This is a genomic window from Kurthia sp. 11kri321 (assembly GCF_001534765.1).
Taxonomy (GTDB): Bacteria; Bacillota; Bacilli; order Bacillales_A; family Planococcaceae; genus Kurthia; species Kurthia gibsonii.
Map to the genome: position 1 here is coordinate 1,159,705 of NZ_CP013217.1, position 25,547 is coordinate 1,185,251.

Annotated in this window: 37 protein-coding genes and 1 riboswitch; of the genes, 35 read left to right on the forward strand and 2 right to left on the reverse strand. The window is 37.0% G+C overall.

The window, feature by feature from the left end:
* Window positions 1–136: 136 nt before the first annotated feature.
* From ASO14_RS05985 to ASO14_RS06110, 28 genes are all read left to right on the forward strand, one after another.
* Entirely contained in the window at window positions 137–589 is a 453-nt protein-coding gene (locus ASO14_RS05985) for a terminase small subunit (protein ID WP_068452839.1), read from the forward strand.
* Window positions 576–1,847 (forward strand): PBSX family phage terminase large subunit, encoded by a 1,272-nt coding sequence (locus ASO14_RS05990; protein ID WP_068452840.1) that lies wholly within the window; start codon window positions 576–578, stop codon window positions 1,845–1,847. Before ASO14_RS05985 ends, ASO14_RS05990 begins: the two co-directional genes overlap by 14 nt.
* A 10-nt stretch (window positions 1,848–1,857) precedes the next feature.
* A complete protein-coding gene (locus ASO14_RS05995) occupies window positions 1,858–3,300 on the forward strand; it encodes a phage portal protein (RefSeq protein WP_068452843.1) in 1,443 nt (480 codons plus the stop codon).
* Entirely contained in the window at window positions 3,293–3,466 is a 174-nt protein-coding gene (locus ASO14_RS14990; protein WP_156422345.1) for a hypothetical protein, read from the forward strand. The genes ASO14_RS05995 and ASO14_RS14990 overlap by 8 nt, the downstream gene beginning before the upstream one ends.
* 4 nt (window positions 3,467–3,470) lie before the next feature.
* Window positions 3,471–4,490: a phage minor head protein gene (locus tag ASO14_RS06000; RefSeq protein ID WP_068452848.1), complete on the forward strand. Its 1,020-nt coding sequence runs from the start codon at window positions 3,471–3,473 to the stop codon at window positions 4,488–4,490.
* 48 nt (window positions 4,491–4,538) lie between these two features.
* Window positions 4,539–5,129: an SH3 domain-containing protein gene (locus ASO14_RS06005; RefSeq protein WP_068452851.1), complete on the forward strand. Its 591-nt coding sequence runs from the start codon at window positions 4,539–4,541 to the stop codon at window positions 5,127–5,129.
* 100 nt (window positions 5,130–5,229) lie between these two features.
* Window positions 5,230–5,814 (forward strand): phage scaffolding protein, encoded by a 585-nt coding sequence (locus tag ASO14_RS06010; protein ID WP_068452855.1) that lies wholly within the window; start codon window positions 5,230–5,232, stop codon window positions 5,812–5,814.
* A gap of 11 nt (window positions 5,815–5,825) precedes the next feature.
* Window positions 5,826–6,662, forward strand: a complete 837-nt coding sequence (locus ASO14_RS06015; RefSeq protein WP_068452857.1) for a N4-gp56 family major capsid protein — start codon at window positions 5,826–5,828, stop codon at window positions 6,660–6,662.
* A 46-nt stretch (window positions 6,663–6,708) separates the two neighbouring features.
* Complete coding sequence (locus ASO14_RS06020) at window positions 6,709–6,891, forward strand: HeH/LEM domain-containing protein (RefSeq protein WP_068452859.1); 183 nt, start codon at window positions 6,709–6,711, stop codon at window positions 6,889–6,891.
* A gap of 19 nt (window positions 6,892–6,910) precedes the next feature.
* On the forward strand, window positions 6,911–7,183 hold the full coding sequence (locus tag ASO14_RS06025; protein ID WP_156422346.1) for a head-tail connector protein: 273 nt from the start codon (window positions 6,911–6,913) through the stop codon (window positions 7,181–7,183).
* A gap of 3 nt (window positions 7,184–7,186) precedes the next feature.
* Window positions 7,187–7,513 (forward strand): phage head closure protein, encoded by a 327-nt coding sequence (locus ASO14_RS06030; protein ID WP_068452865.1) that lies wholly within the window; start codon window positions 7,187–7,189, stop codon window positions 7,511–7,513.
* Window positions 7,510–7,929, forward strand: a complete 420-nt coding sequence (locus ASO14_RS06035) for an HK97-gp10 family putative phage morphogenesis protein (protein WP_082701398.1) — start codon at window positions 7,510–7,512, stop codon at window positions 7,927–7,929. The genes ASO14_RS06030 and ASO14_RS06035 overlap by 4 nt, the downstream gene beginning before the upstream one ends.
* Before the next feature lie 4 nt (window positions 7,930–7,933).
* A complete protein-coding gene (locus ASO14_RS15315; protein WP_068452868.1) occupies window positions 7,934–8,353 on the forward strand; it encodes a DUF3168 domain-containing protein in 420 nt (139 codons plus the stop codon).
* A 2-nt stretch (window positions 8,354–8,355) separates the two neighbouring features.
* On the forward strand, window positions 8,356–8,886 hold the full coding sequence (locus ASO14_RS06045; protein ID WP_068452871.1) for a phage major tail protein, TP901-1 family: 531 nt from the start codon (window positions 8,356–8,358) through the stop codon (window positions 8,884–8,886).
* A 66-nt stretch (window positions 8,887–8,952) separates the two neighbouring features.
* On the forward strand, window positions 8,953–9,408 hold the full coding sequence (locus tag ASO14_RS06050; protein ID WP_068452874.1) for a tail assembly chaperone: 456 nt from the start codon (window positions 8,953–8,955) through the stop codon (window positions 9,406–9,408).
* 95 nt (window positions 9,409–9,503) lie between these two features.
* On the forward strand, window positions 9,504–9,731 hold the full coding sequence (locus tag ASO14_RS06055; protein ID WP_068452876.1) for a hypothetical protein: 228 nt from the start codon (window positions 9,504–9,506) through the stop codon (window positions 9,729–9,731).
* A 17-nt stretch (window positions 9,732–9,748) separates the two neighbouring features.
* The gene (locus ASO14_RS06060) at window positions 9,749–14,389 is read left to right on the forward strand and encodes a hypothetical protein (protein ID WP_068452878.1); all 4,641 of its coding nucleotides are present in this window, start codon (window positions 9,749–9,751) and stop codon (window positions 14,387–14,389) included.
* 12 nt (window positions 14,390–14,401) lie between these two features.
* Window positions 14,402–15,268 carry a phage tail family protein gene (locus ASO14_RS06065; RefSeq protein ID WP_068452881.1) on the forward strand — a complete coding sequence of 289 codons (867 nt, stop codon included), beginning with the start codon at window positions 14,402–14,404 and terminating at the stop codon, window positions 15,266–15,268.
* Window positions 15,269–15,282: 14 nt separating this feature from the next.
* Entirely contained in the window at window positions 15,283–16,275 is a 993-nt protein-coding gene (locus tag ASO14_RS06070) for a hypothetical protein (RefSeq protein ID WP_068452886.1), read from the forward strand.
* A gap of 2 nt (window positions 16,276–16,277) precedes the next feature.
* The gene (locus ASO14_RS06075; protein ID WP_068452888.1) at window positions 16,278–16,898 is read left to right on the forward strand and encodes a hypothetical protein; all 621 of its coding nucleotides are present in this window, start codon (window positions 16,278–16,280) and stop codon (window positions 16,896–16,898) included.
* Between the two features lies 1 nt (window position 16,899).
* Entirely contained in the window at window positions 16,900–17,238 is a 339-nt protein-coding gene (locus tag ASO14_RS06080) for a hypothetical protein (RefSeq protein WP_068452891.1), read from the forward strand.
* Entirely contained in the window at window positions 17,238–17,414 is a 177-nt protein-coding gene (locus tag ASO14_RS14995) for a hypothetical protein (protein WP_156422347.1), read from the forward strand. Before ASO14_RS06080 ends, ASO14_RS14995 begins: the two co-directional genes overlap by 1 nt.
* Window positions 17,415–17,522: 108 nt before the next feature.
* Window positions 17,523–17,819 (forward strand): hypothetical protein, encoded by a 297-nt coding sequence (locus ASO14_RS06085; protein WP_156422348.1) that lies wholly within the window; start codon window positions 17,523–17,525, stop codon window positions 17,817–17,819.
* 46 nt (window positions 17,820–17,865) lie between these two features.
* A complete protein-coding gene (locus tag ASO14_RS06090) occupies window positions 17,866–19,023 on the forward strand; it encodes a siphovirus ReqiPepy6 Gp37-like family protein (RefSeq protein WP_068452896.1) in 1,158 nt (385 codons plus the stop codon).
* 57 nt (window positions 19,024–19,080) lie between these two features.
* Window positions 19,081–19,266, forward strand: coding sequence for a hypothetical protein (locus ASO14_RS06095; protein ID WP_068452899.1), 186 nt, complete (start codon window positions 19,081–19,083; stop codon window positions 19,264–19,266).
* 61 nt (window positions 19,267–19,327) lie between these two features.
* Window positions 19,328–19,600, forward strand: a complete 273-nt coding sequence (locus ASO14_RS06100; RefSeq protein WP_231726984.1) for a hemolysin XhlA family protein — start codon at window positions 19,328–19,330, stop codon at window positions 19,598–19,600.
* Between the two features lies 1 nt (window position 19,601).
* Complete coding sequence (locus tag ASO14_RS06105) at window positions 19,602–19,853, forward strand: phage holin (protein ID WP_068452901.1); 252 nt, start codon at window positions 19,602–19,604, stop codon at window positions 19,851–19,853.
* A 1-nt stretch (window position 19,854) separates the two neighbouring features.
* Window positions 19,855–20,607, forward strand: coding sequence for an N-acetylmuramoyl-L-alanine amidase (locus ASO14_RS06110; protein ID WP_068452903.1), 753 nt, complete (start codon window positions 19,855–19,857; stop codon window positions 20,605–20,607).
* Between the two features lie 52 nt (window positions 20,608–20,659).
* Here the strand turns inward: ASO14_RS06110 and ASO14_RS06115 are convergent, their stop codons facing one another.
* Both ASO14_RS06115 and ASO14_RS06120 read right to left on the reverse strand, forming a co-directional pair.
* A complete protein-coding gene (locus ASO14_RS06115) occupies window positions 20,660–21,121 on the reverse strand; it encodes a hypothetical protein (protein WP_068452906.1) in 462 nt (153 codons plus the stop codon).
* Between the two features lie 33 nt (window positions 21,122–21,154).
* A complete protein-coding gene (locus ASO14_RS06120; protein WP_068452908.1) occupies window positions 21,155–21,667 on the reverse strand; it encodes a DUF4352 domain-containing protein in 513 nt (170 codons plus the stop codon).
* A 221-nt stretch (window positions 21,668–21,888) separates the two neighbouring features.
* Between ASO14_RS06120 and ASO14_RS15175 the strand changes: the two genes are divergently transcribed.
* The 7 genes from ASO14_RS15175 to gcvT all read left to right on the forward strand — a co-directional run bounded on the left by ASO14_RS15175 (window position 21,889) and on the right by gcvT (window position 25,532).
* Window positions 21,889–22,065 carry a hypothetical protein gene (locus tag ASO14_RS15175; protein ID WP_231726985.1) on the forward strand — a complete coding sequence of 59 codons (177 nt, stop codon included), beginning with the start codon at window positions 21,889–21,891 and terminating at the stop codon, window positions 22,063–22,065.
* Window positions 22,052–22,486, forward strand: a complete 435-nt coding sequence (comGD, locus tag ASO14_RS06130; protein WP_068452913.1) for a competence type IV pilus minor pilin ComGD — start codon at window positions 22,052–22,054, stop codon at window positions 22,484–22,486. The genes ASO14_RS15175 and comGD overlap by 14 nt, the downstream gene beginning before the upstream one ends.
* A gap of 19 nt (window positions 22,487–22,505) precedes the next feature.
* Window positions 22,506–22,787 (forward strand): hypothetical protein, encoded by a 282-nt coding sequence (locus ASO14_RS15130; protein WP_068452914.1) that lies wholly within the window; start codon window positions 22,506–22,508, stop codon window positions 22,785–22,787.
* Complete coding sequence (locus ASO14_RS06140) at window positions 22,769–23,227, forward strand: competence type IV pilus minor pilin ComGF (RefSeq protein ID WP_068452915.1); 459 nt, start codon at window positions 22,769–22,771, stop codon at window positions 23,225–23,227. The genes ASO14_RS15130 and ASO14_RS06140 overlap by 19 nt, the downstream gene beginning before the upstream one ends.
* Window positions 23,208–23,393 (forward strand): hypothetical protein, encoded by a 186-nt coding sequence (locus ASO14_RS06145; RefSeq protein ID WP_068452917.1) that lies wholly within the window; start codon window positions 23,208–23,210, stop codon window positions 23,391–23,393. Before ASO14_RS06140 ends, ASO14_RS06145 begins: the two co-directional genes overlap by 20 nt.
* Window positions 23,394–23,523: 130 nt before the next feature.
* On the forward strand, window positions 23,524–24,036 hold the full coding sequence (locus ASO14_RS06150) for a shikimate kinase (protein ID WP_068452920.1): 513 nt from the start codon (window positions 23,524–23,526) through the stop codon (window positions 24,034–24,036).
* Between the two features lie 156 nt (window positions 24,037–24,192).
* Window positions 24,193–24,290, forward strand: a riboswitch (glycine riboswitch).
* Window positions 24,291–24,428: 138 nt separating this feature from the next.
* Window positions 24,429–25,532, forward strand: a complete 1,104-nt coding sequence (gene gcvT, locus ASO14_RS06155) for a glycine cleavage system aminomethyltransferase GcvT (RefSeq protein WP_068452923.1) — start codon at window positions 24,429–24,431, stop codon at window positions 25,530–25,532.
* Window positions 25,533–25,547: the final 15 nt, after the last annotated feature.

Below are 25,547 nucleotides of genomic sequence, written 5' to 3' on the forward strand. Positions count from 1 at the left end.
AATCCTCTTTATCTTCAATATCATTACTTCATTTATGTTGAAGAGAAAAAAATAATATTCTATTACCCATCTTATTTGAGGTGGGTTTTTGTTTGAATAATAAAAGGAGCGATTAGCGTATGGGTGGTGATAACCATTGAAACAAAAGAAATTAACGCCAAAACAGCAAGTTTTTGCAGAACATTATATCGAGAGTGGTAATGCAACAGAATCAGCAGTGAAGGCTGGTTATAGTAAAAAGTATGCGAACACGAATGCAAGCAAGTTACTACAAAATACTACAATCAAGTCTTATATAGATGAAAAGCTATCTGAAATGTCATCAGAACGCATTGCAAGCGCCACAGAAGTGCTTGAAACATTAACAGCTATTATACGTGGAGAAAGTCGTTCAGCAGTTTTGAGAGGTCTTGGAGAAGGTTATCAAGAGATTGACGAAAAAATGCCACCAACAACAACTGAACGAATAAGAGCGGCTGAATTACTTGGTAAGCGATATAAATTATTCACTGAAAAAGCAGAAGTCGAAGTGAGTGGAGCGGTAGAATTTATTGATGACATTGGAAGTGATTTAGATGACGAAGATTAAGTTATCTGAACTGATCCCGAAAGGCTTTCATAGTGTATGGAGAGCAGCAGTAAGCAAGGATATTTTAAACGTCGTATGCAAAGGTGGACGTGGTTCTGGGAAGTCGTCTGATATTGCACATATCATCGTGCAGCTACTTATGCGATATGCTGTCAATGCAGTGGGTATTCGTAAAATAGACAACACGATTGAGTTATCTATTTTCGAGCAAATGAAATGGGCTATTGCAGAGCAGGGTGTAACACATCTGTTTAAAGTCAATAAAAGTCCTATGCGAATCACGTATATCCCGCGTGGCAATTACATGGTATTTCGTGGTGCTAGTGAACCCGAACGTATTAAATCATTAAAGAGTGCGAACTTTCCTTTTGCGATTGCTTGGATTGAAGAATTAGCAGAATTCAAAACAGAAGATGAAATCACGACGATCACTAACTCGCTATTACGTGGCGAACTCGGTGATGGTCTTTTTTATAAGTTTTTCTATTCATATAATCCTCCGAAAAGGCGACAATCTTGGGTGAATAAGAAGTATGAAAGTTCGTTTGTAGCAGATAATACATTTGTTCATCATTCGACTTATCACGATAATCCATTCATCTCAAAGCAATTCATTGTTGAAGCAGAAGCGGCGAAAGAACGAAATGAAATGCGTTATCGGTGGGAATACCTTGGTGAAGCAATTGGCTCGGGTGTTGTTCCATTTGATAACTTAAGGATTGAAAAAGGCTGTATCACTGATGAAATGGTTGCATCGTTTGATAATATTCGTAATGCAGTCGATTTTGGGTACGCTACAGATCCGCTCGCTTTTGTTCGATGGCACTATGATAAAAAGAAGAATATTATTTACGCAATTGATGAATACTTCGGTCAAAAGATTAGTAACCGAGAGTTTGCTAAGTGGCTGCATAGTAAAAGTTATCAATCCGATGAAATCTTTGCAGATTCAGCAGAACCGAAGTCTATTGCAGAACTGAAGAATGAGCATGGCATTAAACGAATCAAAGGTGTGAAAAAAGGTCCTGATAGTGTGGAATACGGCGAAGAATGGCTGGACGATTTAACAGAGATTGTTATTGATCCGTTACGAACGCCGAATATCGCTAGAGAATTTGAAAATATTGATTATCAAACAGATAAAGACGGCAATCCAAAGCCACGTTTAGAAGATAAAAACAATCACACGATTGACGCGACACGCTATGCATTCAGTGAAGATATGAAGAATAAAAAAGGCTTCACATTCTTAAAGTAGGAGGTACAGCATGAACATATACAATTTTGACGCAACGATTACAGACGAATTGATTGCACAAATCGAAGCGAATGCACCGAAACAAATCGATAACGTGAAAAAGCTATACGATACATTTCGGACGGATAAAATGCTACAAGGTGTTAATTATTACTTAGGAGAAACGGATATCCTTAAACGCGAAATTTATACGTATGTAAATGGGCAACGAGTAATAGACCATACAGCAACAAATAAACGACTGGCAAGCGGTTTATACAAAATGCTCGTAGACCAAAAAGTAAGTTATTTAGCAGGCGAACCAATGACTTGGTCGAGCAAAACGGATAATAAGAAACATCTTGAAATTATCGAGCAAACAATTGGTAAACGATGGGGAAGTATTTTACCTCGTTTAATTAAAAACAGCACGAACAAAGGTATTGAATGGTTAATGCCCTACATTGATGAAGAAGGAAACTTCGACATTATGACAGTTGGCGGCGAGCAAGTCATTCCAATTTATGACGCGAAGAACCGTTTTAAGTTAACTGCAGCTATTCGTTTTTATGCAGTTGGTAAAGAACATATTAAATTGGAATTATGGACAGATTACGATGTCACATACTACGAAATCATCAGTAACAAAATTTATTTAGATGTGACCTACGAAACAAATCCAGCGCCGCACTTTGCGAACATTGAAGGTACGGAAGGTAAGTCCTGGGGTAAGGTGCCATTTATTAAGTACGCTAACAATGACGAAGAAATTAGTGATTTAAAAATCATTAAACCATACATTGATGAATATGAGGAATTAACAAGTGACGCGCAGAACACATTGAGTGATATGCAGTCACTTATTTACGTTTTAAAAGGATATGAAGGCGAATCATTATCAGAGTTCCAAGAGAATTTAAAACGCTATAAAGCTGTGAAAGTCGATGCTGAGGATAATGGTGGCATTGATACATTAACAGCGGAAGTTCCTGTACAAGCATATCAAGCGCAAGTTGAACTACTTCGGAAAGGTATCATCACGTATGGCCAAGGTGTAGATCCATCACCTGAAGTTATTGGAAACAGTCCAAGCGGCGTGGCATTGAAAAACTTATACAATTCACTGGACCAAAAAGCATCGCAACAGGAACGAATTTTCGAAGACGCTAACAAAGAATTATTGTACTTCCTTCAAGTTTATTGCGAAGAGTCGAATTTCGGTGAATTTGATGCCGAAGATATTAATTGCTCTTTCAATAAACTCACGATTACGAATGAACAAGAAATCATTACAAACCTTATCCAGTCGGTAGCAAGTGGCATTATGAGTATTTCCACAGCGGTTTCACAGCATCCTTACATTCAAAACGGCGAGGAAGAATTGAAGAAGCTAAATGAACAGAAAGAAACGGAATTAAGTGCTTATAGCGAACGATATGGCACTTTAGATGAAGGAGGAAATGAAGATGAATAGAATTAATATCGCAACCGATATTCAGATTAACATTACCCCTAATCTAGAACCTTTCGGCAGAGAAATGGTTGTTATTGGGAAAGACAACGGAAAGCCGATAATTCGTTACAAAGATGATTTGCTAAAAGAACTTAAGAAGCCTTTATACGAAAACTTCGGTAGGTGATTAAATGCCTAATATTCATAACCAACTCGACATTATCGAGCGTGTAGACAAGTTGATTGAACAGGCTGAAACAGAAGTCGACGAACTGCTGGCGAAACGTTTAAAAGAGATTCTCGCAAGTTTGAGCGTCATGTATAACAAGTTTGTACAGAGTGACGAAACAAGCTACACAGACTTGAATAAATACAATCGATTATCAAAGGAATTAGAGCGCATTGCGGACCAATTAAACGCAGACTACAAACAAATTGTGAAGATGATTGAAAACTCACAACAACGTATTTATATAGAGCAGTATTTAATGTATGCGTACTTGTTTCAAGTGTATCAAGGTACAGAAGATGGCTTCAGCATTCCGACAGAAGAAACAATTGCCGCAGCTCTTGTAAATCCTATTGAATATTTAGGGTTAGCGCCAACTTTAGAAAATCATCGCAATGAAATCATTCGTAAACTGCATATTGAAATATCCTCATCGTTGCTATCTGGCGAAGGTTATTGGAAGATGGCTGAACGTATTGAAAAAGCTGTTGGATTTAGTAAACATAAGGCTCGTACTGTCGCGAGGACAGAGGGCGGCAGAGCGAGAAGTTTGTCAGACCAAGCAGTAACAGAAGAAATGAAGCGGTTTGCAGATATTACAGACGTGTGGCTTGCAACACTTGATACACGCACACGACATGAACATCGAAAATTAGACGGTCAGAAAGCTGATTCAGAAGGTTATTTTTATTACAAAGGCATGAAAGCGAAAGGTCCTCACCTTTGGAATGTGGCGAAGATGGATATTAATTGCCGTTGTGTGAAGTTGAAACTCATAAACGGTCAATTGCCTGCTGTAAGACGTGGACGTGATTATCGTGACGCAGATTATCAGCAACGATTAGCAAATAAGATTGATTCATACATGGAAAATGGTGACACATATGCCCAAGCTTATAAAAAAGCGGATAAACGTGTGTTACCGCCGAGTAATGTGGTCCTATTCCAAAGTTATACAGAATGGGTAAATACTAAGATATAAAAATAAAGTTAATTCCTCTATAATGTATTAATAAAGGGAGGAATAATAATGAAGAAAATTATTTTATCAATCATTTTATGTTTAGGTTTATCTTCGGTTTTTATGGTTCAAGCTGATGCCAAATTGAAGGATAGTCCTACAAAGGGTTATTTAACTTATTTAAGTAACGGGAAAGTAATAGCTTATACCAAACCTAATGGAAAAAAAATAGAGGTTATCCCAACGGTGTTTAATGCAACCAAAAAGCCTTATATTCCATATGATAATCAAGTAAAGATAGTTAAATTCACCAATGAAAAATGGGTGAAGGTAAAATACGGCACAAAACATAATAGTTCAAAAAACACTGTAACAAGAAATAAAACAGGATATATAAAAGTAAAGCATTTATTCCCTAATATGAATAGCGCTGATTACGCTATAGTGAATGTTAATGTGTTAAACTTACGTTCAAAACCCAACACTAAATCTAAAGTTGTTAAAAAGATTTCTTTAGGAACGCGATTAAGCTTTGATTACAGTAAAGGTTATCCATTCAAATACTTAAATACTAAGAAGAATACGGGTTGGGTTAAAGTGAAATATATTAAAAATGGAAAAAAATATAGTGGCTACGTGAATTACAAATATGTTAATTAGTTCATGAAATATCGTCTTTGAGCAATAGACGTTAAACAGGCTTATTTTTTATGCCCAAAATCATCCTCGAAGATGTAAAACTCGAAAGGAGAGCATGTAGATGAATAAAGATCAATTAGTAGCACTAGGTTTAACAGAAGAGCAAGCAGATAAAGTTGTAGAAGGGTTTGGCAGTATGGTGCCGCGTACTCGATTAAATGACAAAATCGAGGAATTAAAAGATTTACAGGCACAGTTAAAACAACGCGATGAACAACTTACTGAATTGCAAACTAAAGCACAAGGTAACGAAGAACTGCAAAAGCAGATTGAAGCGTTACAGCAACAAAATGAACAGGCTCAAACGGAGTATCAGCAACAACTGCAGCAAAAGGAATTTGATTTTGCGTTAACGGAAGCGCTACGTGATGCAAAAGCGAAGAACCCGAAAGCAGTAAAAGCGTTGCTCGATACTTCCACAGTTAAGTTTGTGGACGGAAAGTTAATCGGCTTAGACGAGCAATTGACAGCGTTAAAAACGTCTGATGATTATTTGTTTATGTCAGATAAGTTAAAAGGCGGAACTCCACCACAAGGCGGTACACCACCAGCAATTACAAAAGAACAATTTGCTTCAATGTCATACATGGAAAAAGTTGATTTGTATAACAAAGATGTAGAGTTGTTCAATAAATTATCGGAATAGGAGAGATACACATGAAACAAGTATTTAAACCATTAAAATTAGATATTCAATTCTTTGCACAAACGAAAGCGGCGGACTTAATCAACCCACAAGTTTTAGCGCCAGCTATTTCAGCGCAGTTGGATAAAGCGATTCGTTTCACACCTTATGCAACGCTTGATAATACGTTAAAAGGTACATCGGGCGATACAATTACACGTCCAAAATACGCATACATCGGAGCAGCGGCAGACTTAACAGAAGGTGTGCCAATGAATACTGATAAGCTATCAATGACAACTACTACAGTGACTGTCAAAGAGGCGGGTAAAGCTGTGGAAATCACCGAAAAAGCTATCATCACAAACGTAGAAGGTACAGTTAATGAAGCTACTAAACAAATCGGTATGGCAGTGGCAGATAAAGTGGAGATTGATTATTTAGCAACGTTAGAAAAATCTTTACTAACAGCACCTGGTTCACCAACTTCTATTGATTCAATCTTAGCTGCAATCGATGTATTCGATTTAGAAGATGAAATGGATATGGTTTTATTCGTTAACACCAAAGATTATACGAAATTAGTTAAGTCGCTATTCAATGTCGGCGGAACTACTCAACAAACAGCAATCACAAAAGCGCAAGTTGCAGAGTTACTTGGCATTAAAGATATCGTCAAAACAAAACGTGTTACGGAAGGTAAAGGTTATTTACAACTTTTCGGAGCAGTCGAAATTGTGAAGAAAAAAGAAATTGAATTAAAAACAGATCAGGACATTTTAGCACGCACAATTGTATTGGCAGCTAATACTTACTACACTACGAATTTATACAATGACAACGGTGTAGTGAAATTTACAGGATTGTAGAAGGTATTTATTTACCTTCTTTTTCTTTTGAATGGAGGGGTTAAACATGATGTTACGAAGATACCATGAACAAAAAGAATCGAATGAAGTTGAAGCAGTCGATTACGAATCATTGAAGGTCGATGAACTGAAACAGCTATTAGATCAACGAGAAATCGCATATACATCTGAAATGAAAAAAGCTGATTTAATCGGATTGTTAGTCGGTGAAGAAAATGCTACTAACTGATGAACAAGTGACTAAATTAATGATGATCAATAACGAAGTAATCACCACAGAAAAAACAGAGCATTACAAAATGTTAGCGCCAATTTATTTTGACACAGCTGTTGAGTATTGTAATAATCCAGCAATCACGATTGATAACGCATTAGTATTTATTGCTAAAGCGATTCAGTATTATACAAATCATGCTGGATTAACTTCTAGAAGTGGTGGAACCGTCAGTTACGCTTACACGACCGATTTACCCACAGCAGTTTTATTACCGTTAAAGCCATTCAAAAAGTTGAGGTGGTAACTTGTGTATAGTGAATACCCACACGAAATTAATGTAATACGTCAAGGTGGATTAATCGAAGATGAATCGGGTGGTTTCGTAGAAAGTGAGCCTGTTAAATTATTCGGCATGAAAGCTTTCGTTGATACTCCTTCGTCTTATGAAGAATATGTGGCTATGCAAAAACAAAACCCATTCGACCGTTATATGCTATATCCATACAGAACGGACATCACAAGCGATATGTATATCGAATACGAAGAAGTATTGTATGAGATTGTGGGAAAACCTCAAGACCAAGGTGGGTGGCACGAGGTAATGAGAGTAAAGTTACGCGAGGTGAAGAAATGAGTATTACTCGTTTTGGTAGTCGTGCATTATCATCAGCGTTACGTCGTTGGGGAAATCAAATAGAAGATGAAATTAAACGGATTGTTGTGGAAACAGCAGCAGTTATCCAAACCGAAGCACGAGCGAGAGCGCCTGTTGATTCAGGTTATTTGCGCCAAAGTATTGAAGTTGAAGTGCTTCAAGGAGGATTAACAGCAATCGTTACTGTGGACGCAGATTACGCAATTTACATCGAATATGGCACAGGTATTTATGCGAAGAATGGTAACGGTAATAAGGACGGTTGGGTTTTTTACTCCGAAAAATACGGTCAATTTATATTTACAAGAGGGATGGAAGCGCAGCCGTTTTGGGCGCCAGCAATTGAAGTAGGCAGGCAATACTTTAGACGTGAAATGCGTAGGTTAGGTAGGTGATGATATGTCACTTGTTTTTGGAGCATTACAAAAAGCGATATTAGACAGGCTACGGAGTGATGTAGCAGTCACAAGTCTATTGAATCAAGAAAAGAATACAAAAGGCATTTACGATTACGTCACTGAAAGCACTGTATATCCATATATAGTCATCGGTGAACCACGCGTAGATGCCTTTTCCGTTAAAACGGAGGACGTGAAAGATTACTCTGTAACACTTCACATATGGTCGAATTACAAAGGTAATAGTGAAGTATATAAGATACTTTCAGCAATCTATGAATCACTCAAATACAAATTAAAAATAAGTGGATATACCACAGTCAAAACATCATGCAATGATACGCGTGTCTTTACGGACATCGATGGTATTCATAGGCATGGTGTTTTTACTTTGAAAATTTCACTACAGAAGGAGAAATGAAAATGAGTTTAAAAAATGGTAAAGACACAATTATGTTAGTACAGCCAGTCGATGCAGAGCATGGAACAGCGGCACTTGTTATTGCGCAACAAACGGAGTCGACTTATTCGATTGAAAACGATGTGAAGGACGAACAAACCAAATTCGGTCGTATTGTCGGATATGGTAACAACTCGGAATCATTCGAGTTTAGTGCATATGGTGCTAAAAACGACCCTGGTCAAATGGCAGTATTCAAAGCAATTGAAGATAAAAAGCAATTAAAAGTGTGGGAAGTCGACACAACTCTTGATGAATCAAATAAACATGATGCAATGTTTGCATATGTGATTGTTGAATCAGCAGAGCGTTCCAATGCACAAGATGGATACGAAGAAATTAGCGGCACATTCCAAGTCTACGGTAAAGCTCAACGTGGCAAGATTGATAAATTGCCAACTGAAGTTGTTGAGTTTGGACAATACGGTTTTGAAAAACCTGGTGAATACAAAGGTGAAGCAGACAATCGTGTTCAAGCCCCATTAGTACCTTAGTAAAAATGAGAGGGGCATAACGCTCCTCTTTTTCATTTCTAATACTTATAACAGGAGGTCATTTATATGACATTAACATTAACAGTAGGTAAAAAAGAATATACAGCAAAGGCTTCATTTGCATTTTTAAAATCAATCGAATCACTCGGTCAGTTTACAGAACAGACAGGCAAAGTTGAAGGTGGACTTGAAACACTTTTGCAAGGTTTAGTACAAAACGAACCAACATCATTAGTCGACTTTTGGGTTGCAGCTACTGCCCACAATACGAAAAAAGAAATTCCATCACGAAGTGAAATCGAATCAGCGTTAGAAGAACATATCGAAGAAAATGGTTTAGATGAATTATTTAAATCAGCTTATAACTTCATGCGTAACAGTGGTTTTTTCGCGAAGAAAGTCAAGACATTCTGGGAAATGTTCGAGATGGCAGAAACGTTGGGTCAGACGGACGAGGAAAAAGAGCAGAACAAATCAATGGTCGAATACATGATGAAACTGAAAGCAGAAATCGAAGCGTAGTCGACTTTAATCAGTTAGAAATCGATGCAGTACAGTATCTCAATATCACTGATTTTGACTATCTGTACTCACTAGATTTGCGTGAGTGGGGAAACATGCTGAAAGGCGCTATGTTGCGTGATATTAAGCGTTACGAAGATATGGCAGTACAAGCTATCATGCACGCGAGAGCCGCGAATGAAAAGCGTGTGGACGTTAAAAAGCTATTCAATGCGGATAAGGCAAAACGTCAGATACTCAAGCAAGAAGAACCAGAGAAAGACTTCACTCGTTTTGATAAAGCTCAAAAAGCAATGCAAAACTTTGTGATTAAAAGCAGTTAAAAAAAGGAGGGGAACATATGGCATTTGAACGTTTTACAGCAATGGTCGGCGCAAATATTCGTGAGTTTACTCGTAAAATGCAACAAGTTGATGCGAATATACGCAAAACAGCTAGTGGTGCAAATGTAAATATCGGCGCAAATGTTCGCGAATTTATGCGAAAGATGATTCAAGTACGTGCGCAAACGAATTTACTTAAAGCAAGTAATGCAGAAATTAATATACAGGCTGATACAAGTCGTTTTAATCGCACTGTTGCGATGTTAAAGGCTAAGATGTTAGCTTTATCAGCTAGTAAAGTTGTTATTACAATTAAAGCAGATTACAACAATGTTAAACGATTTTTTGGTGAGTTAAAGCAAGGCTATCAAGCGGGTCAAGCGATGATGGGGAAAATCGCAACATCTATGCGTAATTTCGCTGAACTTGTGGGCACATCTTTACAAGGTGCGTTTATGTCAGTGTTGCCAGCTATTAGTCCGATACTTGCCAATGTCGGAGCATTAATCGGTAATCTCGGTGTCATGATTGGGGTTATGGCTGGGCAAGCGACAGCGTTTGTATTTGGAGCAGCTACAGCATTTGCTGGGTTTGGTGCTTCATTAGCGCTTGTCATTGGTAATGTTAAGCAACTATACGATAAAAATGCGAAGTTAAATGCGCTTCAAAAAGAAACGAAATCGGCTATCGACGGTATTAAAACAACTTTTGATGGATTAGTTAAATTAACACAAAAACCGATTTTACAAGGTGTCAAAACAGGTGCGCAAACAGCGTCGTCTTTATTAAAGCAATTACAACCACTTTTTGTTTCATCGGCTAATGCTTTCAAGCAACTTATGTCCACACTGAAACAATCACTCGGTACACCACCTGTTCAACAATTCATTCAATACTTAAATAAAGAGGGCGCACCAATGATGGTGACGTTCGGTAAAGCGGTCGGTAATATTTTTAAAGGCTTAGGTTCAATGTTTGTCGCATTTGCACCGCTCACTAAAACGGTGGCGCAAGGGTTTTTAGAAATGACACAATCGTTTGCAAAATGGGCCCAAGGATTACAAAAGAGTGAGAAGTTTAAATCATTTATTTCGTATGTACAGGCTAATATGCCGAAGATTAGTAGTATTTTCGGTAATGCGATTGTCGGTGTTGTAAATTTCTTCAGTGCATTTAGTGGATCAGCAAGTGGTATGATGACGAGTTTACAATCTTTAATGCAACGTTGGAGAGCATGGAGTGCCGCACTTGAGGAAAACCAAGCATTCCAAAACTTTTTAAACTACGTTAAAGCTACAGCACCATCTGTTATGGCTTTGATTGGTAATCTAACAACATTTTTAGTCAATCTCGGTATCGGTTTGGCACCACTTGGAGCAAAAATTTTAGAGTTAGCCAATAAGTTTTTACAGTGGACTAACAATATGATGAAAAGTAATCCTGTCATCGGACAAATCATTGCTGTATTGGTATCTCTTACAGGTGCAGTCATGGCAGTATTACCATGGATATTAACATTCGGGACAATGTTTGTGCGCATTATTCCCACAATCACGAGATTTGCTACTAGCGTATCCGGTATCATGCCTAAAATAACAAGTTTAGGTTCTAGCATACTAAACGTCGCTCGCTTAGCGTTGCCATGGCTTTTAAGAGGTTTAGCATTACTTACAGGTCCGATTGGTATTGCGATAGCGATTATTAGTTTGCTCGTCGCAGCAGGTATTGCGCTTTACCAAAATTGGGACACTGTAAAGCAAAAAGCAGCCGAATTAGCGACATGGATTGCAACGGGGTGGAGCCAAGTGTTAAGTAGCACAACAGCTTTGTGGAATGCTATCAAAACAGTTCTATCGGTTGTTTGGAATTGGATTAAATCAACAGCTACTTCAATTTTCAATAGTTTAAAAGCTTCTATTTTGACTGTGTGGAACAACATTAAAGCGAATGCGAGCAGTGCATGGAATAGTATTAAAACAGTCATCATCGCAGTTATTACAGTATTACGCGCTGGCATCACAAGTGGTATTAATGCGATTCGTACCGTTGTATCGAGCGTGTGGAACGCAATTAGAAGTGTCTCAACAAGCGTGTGGAACGCAATTCGTAGTGTGATTACATCAGTAGTCAATGCGATTAAATCACGTGTCACAAGCACATTCAGCGCTTTACGTTCGAGTGTATCTTCTATATTTAGTGCAATTCGTACCGTTGCGAGTAGTATTTGGAATGCAATTCGTTCTGTGATTAGCAGTGTTGTAACAAGTATTAAATCAAAAGTAACAAGTACGTTCAGTGCTATGCGTTCGTCAGTTGCTTCAATTACAAGCGCAATTCGTAGTGTAGTTTCAAGTGGATTTAATGCGATGCGCTCGGTTATTTCTTCTATTATGAGCAGCATTCGTTCAGTTGTTTCAAGTGCATGGAATGGTATTCGTAGTGTTGTATCGAGTGCTGTGAGTTCCGTTCGTTCGGTCGTATCGAGTGGTTTCAACGCTTTAAAATCAGTCGTTACAAGCGCAATGAGTAATGTTGTGAGTGCGATTAAGAGTGGATGGAATAATGCAGTTTCATTTTTAAAAGGCATTAATCTAACGAGTATTGGACAACATATCATTCAAGGTTTAATCAATGGGATTAAATCAAAAATTAGTGCAGTTGTGAGTGCAGCTAAAGCAATTGCTGATAGAGTTAAAAATACAATTAAATCAGCGATGGATATTCATTCTCCTTCGCGTGTAACAAAAACTTTAGGTGAACACACAGGACAGGGTTTCGCAAATGGTATTAAGTCTAAAACATCAACTGTGGAAAAATCAGCAAAAGCAGTAGCAGCCGCGGCTAAAAAATCTTTCTCTGATGGCATGAAAGGTTTGGATTTAAAACTAAGTGCTGGGACAATTAGTACAGCTAGTTATGTAAAACAAGCGAAAGCACTTGGACAAAAATACAAGTCGGTTACAAATGCACAAAATACCGTTAACGCTAAAATCGCTAAAGCTACAACTAAAAAAGCACTAGCAACACAAAGAGCACGTAACGCTAAAGTAATTGCAGACCAAAAAGCATTCAATCTAAAACTTGCTAAATACGATAATCAGTACAATGCGAGTAAAAAGACAACGAGTGATACAAATAAATATGTCGCTAAAGTTAAAGTGTTAGCTAGTCAATACAAGCAAAATGAAGCGATTCAAAACAAAGCGAACGCAAAAATTATTAGTGCAAATAAAAACGTAGCGGCCAATCTTTTATCCACACGAAAAAACACTGTAAGTAAGCTATTATCTAGCAATAAGATACTTACAGATAAACAGTTACAGTCGATTTCTAAACTTGCGAAAGAGTACCCGAAAAACTCGAAAGAACGTATCTACTTTGAAAATCAGTACACTAAAGCAGTTAAGCAAAATGCTAAATTGCAGTATGAAGCTAATAAAACCAAAGTAGAGAATATCTTAGCGAATGAAAAATTAAGCGCAGCTCAACAAATCGCTAAAATTGATGAGATTAGCAAAGCATACAAAAAAGGTTCAGCAGAACGTGCGTATTTTGACCAACAAGCAGCTAAGAAGAAAAAAGAAATCTATGATGGTCTAATCGCATTAAACGAGAAGTACACAAATGCTATTCAAGAAGCTAACCAAAAATTAATAGACGGTGAAAAAGCGTTGAATGCTGAATATGAAAAAGCAGTAGCAGATCGTGCTAAAACTTTGAGTGGTTTTACATCGCTATTTAGTGAAGTACAAAAGACAGCAGACGTTACTTCTACTCAAATTAAGAGCAATTTGCAAGACCAAGTCACAACACTTAAAGAATGGGCGAGTAATATCAACTCGTTAGCTTCAAAGGGTGTCGCTGGTTCATTACTTGAAGAACTTCGCCAACTTGGACCAGGCGCATCATCTGAAATCGCCGCATTAAATACAATGTCTGAAGCAGAGTTAAAAGAGTATATTGCATTGTGGGAAGAAAAGTCGAAATTTGCAACAGATGTAGCAACAGCTGAATTAGTCGGATTGCGTAAAGATACAGACGAACAAATCACAGCTTTGCGTGCCGAAACAGCTAAGCAATTAGCTCAATATAACGCAGAGTGGCAGGCAGAAATTAAAAATTTAACAGGTCAAACGACTAATAAATTTAACGCATTAACAGCGAGTATGCCAGCTATCGGAAAGAATGTTATTCGAGGTATGCAAAATGGTTTAACATCTATGACACCAGCGTTATTGGCGCAAGCAGAGTCTATCGCAAATAGTATCAAATCGACAATTCAAAGTGCATTGGATATCCACAGTCCTTCTCGTTGGGGGGATAAATTCATCGGAAGAAACTTGGTTCTCGGCATGATTAATGGTATCAGTCGAATGAAAAATCAAGCAGTTGCGACAGCTTTAGACCTAGCCGAATCGGTTAAATCTGAAATGGCAAGTGGATTAAGTGTAGCGACTGGTCTTGGTACAGTAAGCGAAATGAAATCGTCAATCAGTAAAGAACTTCAAGTAAAAGTGAAGGTTGAATTAGACGGTAACGGAACAGGCAGTAATAGCAGTGTCGTAATCAATAATAAATACGATACGAAACATTTATCTGAAGCTGAATTAGCACGACAACAGAAACGTCAAATGCAGTCATTGGGTCTTAAATTTTAAGGAGGTTATTAAATGGAAACAGTCGAATTTACTAATAGTTTGGGGCAGTCAGTGAAGTTTGCTGACGCTCCATTTTTTATACAATCCGTTACAGGTCTTGGTGATGTATCAGCAAATATACAACTTCAAAAATCAGCTTATAATGACGGTTCGTCTTTTATCGATGCGTTATTAGCTGAAAGAGAAATCGGATTAGAGTTTTTAATCGTGGCAAATGCCGAAGCGAAAGAAACGTATGGTGATGTATCACGTATGCGAGAACACGTTGCAAGCGTGTTAAACCCGAAGTTAGGTCAAGGTGTTTTAAAGTACGAAAACGAACGCATTGTACGTTTAATTACTTGCATAGCCGATAGTGTTCCACAATTTAATGACGGTGGAGATAGAACAGAAATGATTCAAAACGGTTCTGTTAATTTTATTGCTCCTGATCCGTATTGGAAAAGTACGAAAATCGAAGAAGAACCAGCGTTCAAGCCATTATTCCAATTTCCGTTTTCAGGACCATTTCAGATGGGACTACAACAAGACAAGAGAATTATTAATAACGACGGAAACGCACCGACACCAATTTTTATCGAGTTTCATGGTCCAGCGACCAATCCGAAAATTATCAACAATACAACGGGCGAATTCATTCATGTGAAGCAAAATTTACTCGAAGGCGAACGTATGATTATCGACACATCAGCAGATAATAAAACAGTTCATTTTGTATCGGAAGATGGAACTTCACGTAACGTATTTCATTGGATTACGCTTGATTCAACTCTTTTTAATCTATGTATTGGTGAGAATGAAATCGAGTACACAGCAGATAACGACATACAAGGTGCAATCGTAAATATCAGCTACAGTAAGCTATATAACGCGGTATAAGGAAGGGTGATAACATGGCAGAAATATTCAAGTTTTTTAACAGTGCGCCAGGAGATGAAAGGTGGCATTATGCGTCAGATTTCGCAGACTATTTTGGTTCTGTCTTATCAAGTGGACTAATCTCAAACGGTGAAGCAGTCGGTCTACAAGTTACTGTGAATGCAGGGACAATGACAACGAGCGTGAATGTGGGCAGAGCATTAATCAAAGGCTACAGCTATGAAAATACAACACCATTAACGCTCACACATTCTATCCCTGAACAGACTTTAGATAGAATTGACCGAATTGTATTACGACTAGACTTAAAAAATGCTAGTCGATTTATTAAGGTGTTCGTAAAAGAAGGTGTATCGGCTTTAGAACCTATCCCACCGACTTTACAACGCGACCAATACATTTATGAATTATCACTAGCACAAGTGCGCATTCGTAAAAATACTTCATCTATTGTGGTAAGTGACATCAAAGACGAGCGAGCAGATGAAAACTTATGTGGTATTGTACAGTCTTTAATCACAGTGCCGACGAGTGTATTTCAGCAACAATTTGATACGTGGTTTGCTTCAATTGCAGATGTGACCGAACAGTCTGTAACAGATTGGCAGATTGCACAACAACAAGCGTTTACGATGTGGTTTGATAGCATTAAAGGTCAATTAGATGGCGATGTCGGAGCTAAACTTGCGAGTGAGCTTACGACACATAAGGCAGAATACGCGCAATTTAAAAGTGCAATCGAAAAAGAAGTTGCAGAGTTACAAAATGCAAATGAATTATCGATTGTAAAAAGCTCTAAGGACAGTGAAGGGATTTTTACAACTGTCACGTATAAACGTAAATCAGATAATACGATTTTCGCTAAGTCGGTATTAAGTGGTGGAACAAGTCCGCAATACAACACTCGCACACTGACGTTTTACAATGCAGACGGTATTACAGTAAAAGCTACAAAAATATACTCGCTGTCTTATGATGTAGATGGTGATTTAGTGAGCGAGGTGTAGAGATGTTTGAGATACAAAATCATGGTGGTGCATTCGGAAACAAATCAAAGAGTGATAAAGCTGTGAAAGCTTTTATGAATCTACAACACCCGTATAAAAATTTAGATTGGGTAACGTTAAATAACTATGATTGGACACAATCTATTGCTAAAAAATATGATAAAACAGGGAATTTATTGCGTACATCTATCGACACATCTACATTAGGTAGAGGATATATTCGTAATGTTGTAAATGATAAAATTTATTTTGCTCCATCAAACGTAGAAGTTTATGATTTTAACGGTACTTTAATACAACGGATACCTATCACAGGATATACAACTCAACAAACTTTTTCATTTGTTGACGAAGGGAGAGGTATATTAAAGGCTTTTATGTTCGAAAACCCTGATATTATACATTACCGCGAACAAGAGTTAAACGGAACAATTTTATTGGATATAAAAATTTCTAATTCATCGATACCTCTAGGTGGAGGAATATTCGAAACAATTACTGGTGGACTTTTTTATGGATTAGGAGGAAATAATCCAGTCTATACAGACGGTAAAACTCTAGAAATTTTAAATATAAATACAAAACGGTTTAAACTATCAGCATTGCTAGTAGGAGGGAAATAATATGAAATACTTAAAAATTATTAACATCAATCCAAAAGGCGTGATTGATTATAAAACGTTAGATATCAATCAATTCGTAGTAGGTACACAAGTCTATGATTTAGAAAAAGGTGTATGTTTAGTACAGACATCACAAGTTAATTTTGAACCACATAGTGATATCATGGAATTAACAGTAGATGAATATAATACACAAGTTGATATCATCAATGCTATGTCACCACAAGTTCAAGAAAAAAATGAAATTGACGAATTGAAAGTAGAAAATGAAGCATTGAAAGCATCACAACTTGAACAAGACACGTTAATCATGGAATTAATGTTAGGAGGTGCAGTGTAATGGCGAAATCACAGGCAGTTTACAATTTATTTTTACGAAATTGGCAGAACCGAGTAGCAACAGAAGTCGAATTAGACTTAGCAATCGCAAAAGGTTTTTTAGATGAAGCAGACAAATTAGCGATTATGGCGACACCTCAAATTCCTTTAACACAACAGGAACATAACACTCTGTAAACGCAGTCAATCGACTAGCGTTATTTTTATGTCAAAAATAGCGTAAAGCTATCATGTTAATATTTGCCACTTCTTTGTATGATTGTATACAGAGGGGTGGTGATATTGGTGTTGATGAAAGAGAATAGAGAGTGGATAGATGAAATGGGAAGAGAATTAATTATTAAATTCGAAGAATTAGAGAAGTTGCAAAATGAAATTCAAGTTTTAGATGAACGTGTTTTCTTAATAGAATCTGCTATAGAAAGAAGTCTAGAAGATTCAGATGTATTTTTGAGATTACAAAAAATGAGAGAATCTTGTGTAGAACAACTCGAAAAGAAAAAAGCTGAAGAAAATTCGTGTTCTATTGCACACAAAAACTTGAAAGCAGAATTTGGCGTTTTGAGAATCGGTATTTTCTAAACACTCCTTCGGGGGTGTTTTTTCTATTGTGGAAAGAAGGTGAAATATGCTACGAATAATCGACAGAGAGTTTAATCTTATCGACGAAATCTCGCTTTACGAATCATTACAAATTACACGCAAATGGCACTCAATTGGTATGCTTGAACTTAAAATCAATCGGTATCAACATGGCGCAAATGAATTGATAAAAGACCATATTGTTTTTCCCACAAATCAATTGCAGAAGGGTCACGTTATCCTGCATCGAGAAATCGAACTAGATGAAAATGGGAAAGAAACAGAGAATTGGCTTATCAAAGCATTATCACTCAAAACATGGCTGTCACAACGTATTATTATGCCACCAAGTCATACATCACACGATACTAAAAGTGGTAAAGCTGAAACGGTCATGAAGCATTATGTTAATGTATCAGCAGTCAATCCAGTCGATTCAAAGCGTATCATTCCCAACTTAATCATAGCACCCGATTTACAACGTGGCGATACGATTAGTCGTTCAGCACGTTTTGACACGCTATCAGACGAGTTACAGACGATTTCAGAACTATCTGGTCTTGGCTGGAACATTACAATTGATATCGTAAATAAAAAATTTGTATTTGACGTATCAGAAGGACAGGACTTAACAGCGTATCAACGTGTTAATAATCCTGTTATTTTTTCGCCTAAATTCAATTCGCTCAAATCATTGGAATTTACAGAATCATATCTCGACTATAAAAACATGGCTGTTGTGGCAGGGCAAGGCGAAGGTACAGCACGTAAGATTGTGATGATAAACGATACAAACGCAGGTTACGAACGACATGAGTTGTATGTAGATGCTCGTGATATAGCAGATACGAATACAGACAATGAAGGTAACGAAACAACACGTCCACCAGCTGAAATTGAAAAAGATTTAACGGATCGTGGGAATGAAAAGTTAGCAGAATTAGCAGCGGAAATTTTCATGAGTGGGCAAATCTTAACAAAGTCACCTTTTAAATATGAAGAAGATTGGGATATTGGCGATATCGTCACACTCCAGCACGAAGATTGGGGTATCACATTAGATGCGCGCATTACAGAAGTTAAAGAATCGAATGAAGCAGGCAACGCTTATGAAATCGAAGTCGTGTTTGACAAAGACAAGCCGACACTCATCGACAAAATCAAACGTGAGTTCAAAAACCTTAATCCACTTGTAAAAGCATAAATTTACGATTCCTTTTTATTTACATTTATTGTAAAGTTGTTAAAAGGGGATGATAATATGGATGAGAAAGAAATGCTTAATGCACTGATTGGTGGCAGTTTTGAAAAGGGTATTCGTATCAATGCTTTAGTTGAAATACTTACTGAAAAGGGCGTTCTAACAAAAGAAGAATACGAAAGTGCATATGAAAGAAATATGCAGAAAGTTTATGACGAAATAAATGAGCAGGCTTCAAAAATATAGTGATGTAAGCACTCTTAACGGGGTGCTTTTTTATTGCTAAGAATAGAGAGTTGGTGGGATTGTGGAAGAAAAAGACGTGATGATGAGTATTTTTGAACGACTCGGTGGTATCGATGCAAAATTGGATGGCGTACAAGAAATTAGAAAAATGGCAGAAGCAACAGAGTTAAAAGCAGAAGAAGCGCAGCGCATTGCAGATATCGCGAATGAGAGTACAAAGTCAGCGCATAAACGTTTGGATAAACTCGATAAAATCGTTTGGTGGGTGGCTACAAGCATTATCGGGGCAGTAATCGTCGGTTTAATGGCATTAGTAATTAAAGGAGGTCAATAACATGACAGCAGACAAATTAAAACAATATATCGGACTTTTTGGAGGGTTGCTTGGAGCAGTCCTTTTATTTTTGCAAACACTTGGAATTAGCTTTGTGTGGTTTACAGACGACAGCATTAATGCTTTTACAGAAGTATTAGTTAAGGCAGTGCCATTCGTCCTCGTAGCATATGGGGTGTACAAAAATTCGTACATCATAACTAAAAAAGCAAAAGAACAAGAAAATGAGCTAAAAGAGAAGGGATTGAAGTAATATGGTAACAATCGATAAAACATATATGCTTACAGCAGAAGAAGCGAAAAAAGTGACTTACGGTACAGGGAATACAAAAGAGTTTCTATGTATCCACACGACTGACAACTACAAAGAAGGGGCAAAAGCTTTAAATCACGCCTTACTACAAAAAAACGGTAATAGCCGACAAGCATCTTGGCATTACCAAGTCGACGATATTAAAGCATATCAATCGTTTCCTAATAACTACCGATGTTGGCACGCTGGTGTAGGAAATAATAAATCAATCGCTATCGAAATTTGCGTAGATAAAGGTAGTGATTGGAATAAAACAATGCGTAACGCTGTACAATTAGCAGCTAAGATTTTAAAAGATGAAAAGATTCCAATTAGCAAAATGGTTCAGCACAATTACTTCACAGGAAAGAACTGCCCACGCGATATTAGAGAGGGTAAAGGTGGCTGGACGTGGAAGAAATTCGTAGCAGAAGTAAAAAAAGAATTAAACAAATCATCTGTTACACAAGTTTCTAAGCCAAATAAGCCAAGTAAACCTACTCAACCGAAAGTTATTGGGACAATCAAAGTTTTAGTTGATGATCTAAACTATTACAATGGTCCACGTTGGTCTAAACCGACTGGAACAGTAGACAAAAATACTGTACTAACAATTGTAGATAAAATAAAAGTTGATGGAGCATATCAATACAAAACGATTGTTGGTAATTACATCACAGCATCGAGTAAGTATGTGAAGTTCACAGCTAAGTAAAAAATAACCCCTGTCCTTCCACAATTGTGGAGAGATAGGGGCTTTTTTTATGTTATAGAGAAGTTATTTTACCTTCAGCATTTCCATCTACAATACGCTTTAATTGTCTGTAGAACGCAGAGCTTTTATTTATAATTGAATAGTCTGTGAAAGCTAGAAGTTTATCTTTTCCGTCAGATGCTTGATAAGCAATAATCAAATGAAAGCGATTAGCTTTGCTGGTTTTTTGACCGATACCACTAGCAGCGCCGACTATTGCTCCAATACCACCTAATAATAAACCACCAGCTACAGCACGACCGATTGGCGACTTATCGCTACTTAAAGTTTCTATACTCATTGTGTGCGCTAGGTCGGTTATTTGTGAGTATTTTAGTGTACGAATAGATTTATCGTGAGCTATAATTCTCAAGTGATCTTGTTGTAACTCTAATGTATGTGTTACAAGTGTTTCTTTGTCAGCTAATTTAACGGAAGGAACTTGTGTTTTTGTATCTTTACGAAAAAACCCCATTACTATGCTCGCCGCCTTTGTACTGAATTAATATTACTTAACTGAAATCTTCCATTTGATTTCTTTAGCATCTAAAGAGAAGGTAGGTGTGTAGATTAATTCATATGTGCCAGGTCCTTCGACATCATATTGAATGACACCACTAATCGTTTTCCCTTTGTTCAGATCAGCACCGATATGTGCTTTATCAGCAAAGTAATTTTCTAATTGCTCATCGCCTTTAGATAAATTAAATTCACCAGATGAAATATATACTTTTGAATCAGATTTATTTGTAGCAGTAAGGTCAATTGTTAAAACTTTACCTTTTGATGGTTCAACATATTGCTGACCGTTTGATAATTTAGCTGATTTAATTGTGTATTCAACGTCGTTAATTTTTACAGTATCGCCAATTTTATAAACTTGGTCTTTCTTTTCTTCATCTTTTTTCTTTTCAGAAGCAGCAGGAGTTTTTTCCTTATCTACTTTTTCCACAGCAGTTTCCCCACAAGCACTTAGTAGCAATGCAGCTGCAATTGGTAAACCTAATAATAACTTTTTCATACATACAACCTCTTTCTATTATTTTACAATTACTAATTCTATCATTAAAGCAATATATTGTAATTAATAAATAAATGAGATTTTTAATAATAAAGTCAAATAAAAATTTAATAGTAATACTATGAGTATTGTAAATAAAGATTAGTGTACTCATTTTGATTGCGATCCCTAATATTACGAAACATTTCCAAACTGTCGATGACAAAGGGTGCAATGCTTACGTGAAGATGGTTCAAGGGCAAGTAGAAGCATATAAAATTGATAAAGGCATATATCCAACAACGATTGAAGTGCTTGAAGCAGAACATTATTTAAAGGAAGGCTCAAAAGAAAAAAGCTGTAAGGCATATGAAGTGACGATTGAACAAGGTGAAGTTAAGTCGAATGCACCGCAGTGAGCAAGGTTTTACATTTGTTGAGATGTTGCTCGTTCTTATGATGACACTAATCGTAGCTAGCATTGCACTTATTTATGGTACGAAAGGCATTCAAGAAAAAGAAACGCGTTTTTTCTTTGAGCAACTTGTCAGTGACGCAGTTTATATTCAGCAATATGCTAAAAATCATCGTGTAAAAATGGATTTAATTTTTGATGAAAAGACACATTTGTATTCAGCTAAAAAAAGAGAAACCAATAAAAAGATTTTTGTTCGAACGATGCCGAGTAGTATGAAAATTAAGAGAGGATCAACACTCTATAAAATCGGCTTTAACGAAAATGGCAATGCATCGTATGTAGGGAGGCTTACTTTTCTGTATTTTGGAGGCGAACAAGATGTCTATGTTTATCTGGGGTCGGGCCGCATCACGGTCAAATAATCAAAACGGATTTTCGATGATGGAAACGATGTTAGCTTTATTCTTTTTTAGTTGTATTTTTTTAACGATCATTCCGATGACGAATGATTTATATGATCAAATGCAAAAGCGGCGAATGAGCTTGCATGCTATGCATGTAAACTATGAAGCAACAAAAATATATTTGAAAAACCCTCATCAAGTACAAGGGGAAATACAAGTAGACCGTAGTTTTTATCAATGGACAATTGCTGCGCAACAAGTATGTACAACCTACTTATACAAAGAGGAGCGAAAATCTTCATGTGTAAAGTACAAGTAGATCAATCTGGCTACACATTGTTAGAAGCACTACTACAACTACTGTGCCTCTGTATGGTTGCAGCAACCATACCACTCATCATTCCATGGTATGAGAAGACTAAAGAATTTATGATTGGAACAAATACAGCAGAGTTTGAAGTATTTTTGAGTGAGTTTAGAGCGGATTTACAAAAATCCGAAGCAATTTATGTAGTGAATGATCAAGAGATTCAATTAGAGCAAGCAAACGAAACGAATCCAGAGAAAAAGTATTTATCCACATATCGTTTTTCTAAAAATCGTATTATCAAAACATATGGATTAGGGGATGGAACAGATATTAAATTAGTCGCTGTTACAAAAGTTCATTTTTCTTTAGAAAAAGAGCTTTTCATAATTCAATGTAAAATGGGAAACGACACGATAAGGAGGAGAACTTTTGTTTTATCGCTTAAATAATGAGCAAGGCTTTATGTTACCTATACTCTTTATTTTACTTTTATTTATTTCGAGTTATGTATTAACGTTATTTCAATCATACGAGACGAATATGCTTTTGTATGAAGAGTTAGAGCAGCAAACCATCAGTGAAATTCAACAAATGTACACAAAAAAGCAAGATTAACTTATTTTTCTATAAAAATCTAAGCGGATTAGTCGACAGTTATTGGAATCACGCCACGTTCATGCTACTATATAAAAAATGAGTTAACGGTTAAAAGGTTGTGTGAGTCGTAACTGGAGAAGGTGAAAAGATGCGAAAGATTTACTTAGTGGGTTATATGGGTAGCGGTAAAAGCGCAATCGGTCGTCGCCTAAGCTTTTATTTAAAATTACCTTACTATGATATGGACCATGAAATTGTTCGACGAGAAAAGATGACGATTCCAGAAATTTTCGAAACACATGGTGAAGATTATTTTCGACAAATCGAAACCGATTTCTTACGTACATTTCGCGATGAATATTGTATTATTTCAACAGGTGGCGGTGTAGCGGTTAATCCAGAAAATCGTAAAATTATGCGTGAAACAGGACTCGTCCTATTTTTAGATGCTACATTTCCGGATATTTGGAAACGAATACATCGTGACAAAAATCGCCCTATTGTACAGCGCTCGACAAAAGAAGAATTAGAGCAGTTATACCATGAAAGAAGAAAAGCATATAAGCAAGCAGCTCACATTACAATCAAAACAGAAAACAGAACACTGAGACAGATTGTGGAGTACGCGGGATTCCAAGTGAATCGTTTAAAAGGCGAATGATTTGGTGTTTATCTTAAAATAACGTTCGTTTTTTAAAGTTTTTCAATAAAAATATTGCGGAGTATGAGGTTTTAATGTTAGGATATATGCAAGAAAGCCTGTTATAATACATTGACAATACTTACAAACGAATCGATCGAGATAAAACTCGCGCGGGTGAATGTACGGGGAGAGAACGTAAAGTTACGTCGCCGAAGGAGCAAGTAGTGAAAAATCACTATGAATCTCTCAGGCAAAAAGACTCGTACAGGACGCAACTCTGGAGAGCGCTGCTTCGTGCAGCCACCAAAGGGGAAAGCCATTATTGGTCAAACTTTCAGGTGCAAGGACAGAGAAATCCTAAATAAACAGGATTTCTCTGTCTTTTTTTATGAAATAAAGGGGGTTACACAATGGCAAACGCATTAAAAAGAACACCATTATTTGATACATATACTCAATATGGTGGCAAAACAATTGATTTCGGTGGATGGGATCTACCGGTACAATTTTCATCAATCAAAGAAGAACATGAAGCTGTAAGAACAAAGGCGGGTCTTTTCGATGTATCACACATGGGTGAGATTTTCGTAAAAGGTTCAGAAAGTTTAGCTTATTTACAACAACTTGTAACAAATGATGTATCGAAGCTAAAAGTAAACCAAACACAATACACAACAATGTGCTATGAAAACGGTGGTGTTGTGGATGATTTACTAATCTATCGTTTGGATGAAGAAGAATACCTATTAGTTGTCAATGCCGCAAATATTGAAAAAGACTTCGCATGGATGTTAGAACATAAAATCGATGGTGTTGAAATTACAAACGCTTCAGATGATTTTGCATTAATTGCTCTGCAAGGGCCACTTGCAGAAGAAGTGCTTCAAACACTAACAACAGCTGATTTAAGTGCAATCAAGCCTTTCCATTTACAATCAGATGTAGAAGTAGCAGGACATAAGTCAATTATCTCAAGAACAGGTTATACAGGTGAAGATGGTTTTGAAATCTACGCTTCAAATGATGCCGTTGTAGAACAATGGAATGCCATTTTAGAAGCTGGAAAAGACAAAGGTGTCATCCCATGTGGTCTAGGTAGTCGTGATACATTACGTTTCGAGGCTTGTCTACCACTTTATGGTCAAGAATTATCTGATTCAATTTCACCGCTTGAAGCAGGAATTAACTTCGTTGTGAAATTAAACAAAGAAGAAGATTTTGTTGGGAAAGCAGCATTAGCAGCTCAAAAAGAGCAAGGCGTATCACGTAAAAGTGTTGGGATTGAAATGATTGATAAAGGGATTCCACGCCATGGGTACAAAGTATTCGCAGGTGATCAAGAAATCGGTGAGGTAACAACTGGTACACAATTACCAATGACAAAACGTAATGTTGGTTTAGCTTTAATTGACGCAAAATTTGCTGAATTAGGGACAGAACTAGAAATTGAAGTGCGTAATCGTCGTAGTAAAGTATCTGTTGTCGCAACACCATTCTATAAGCGTTCAAAATAAAACAATAAAGAGAGG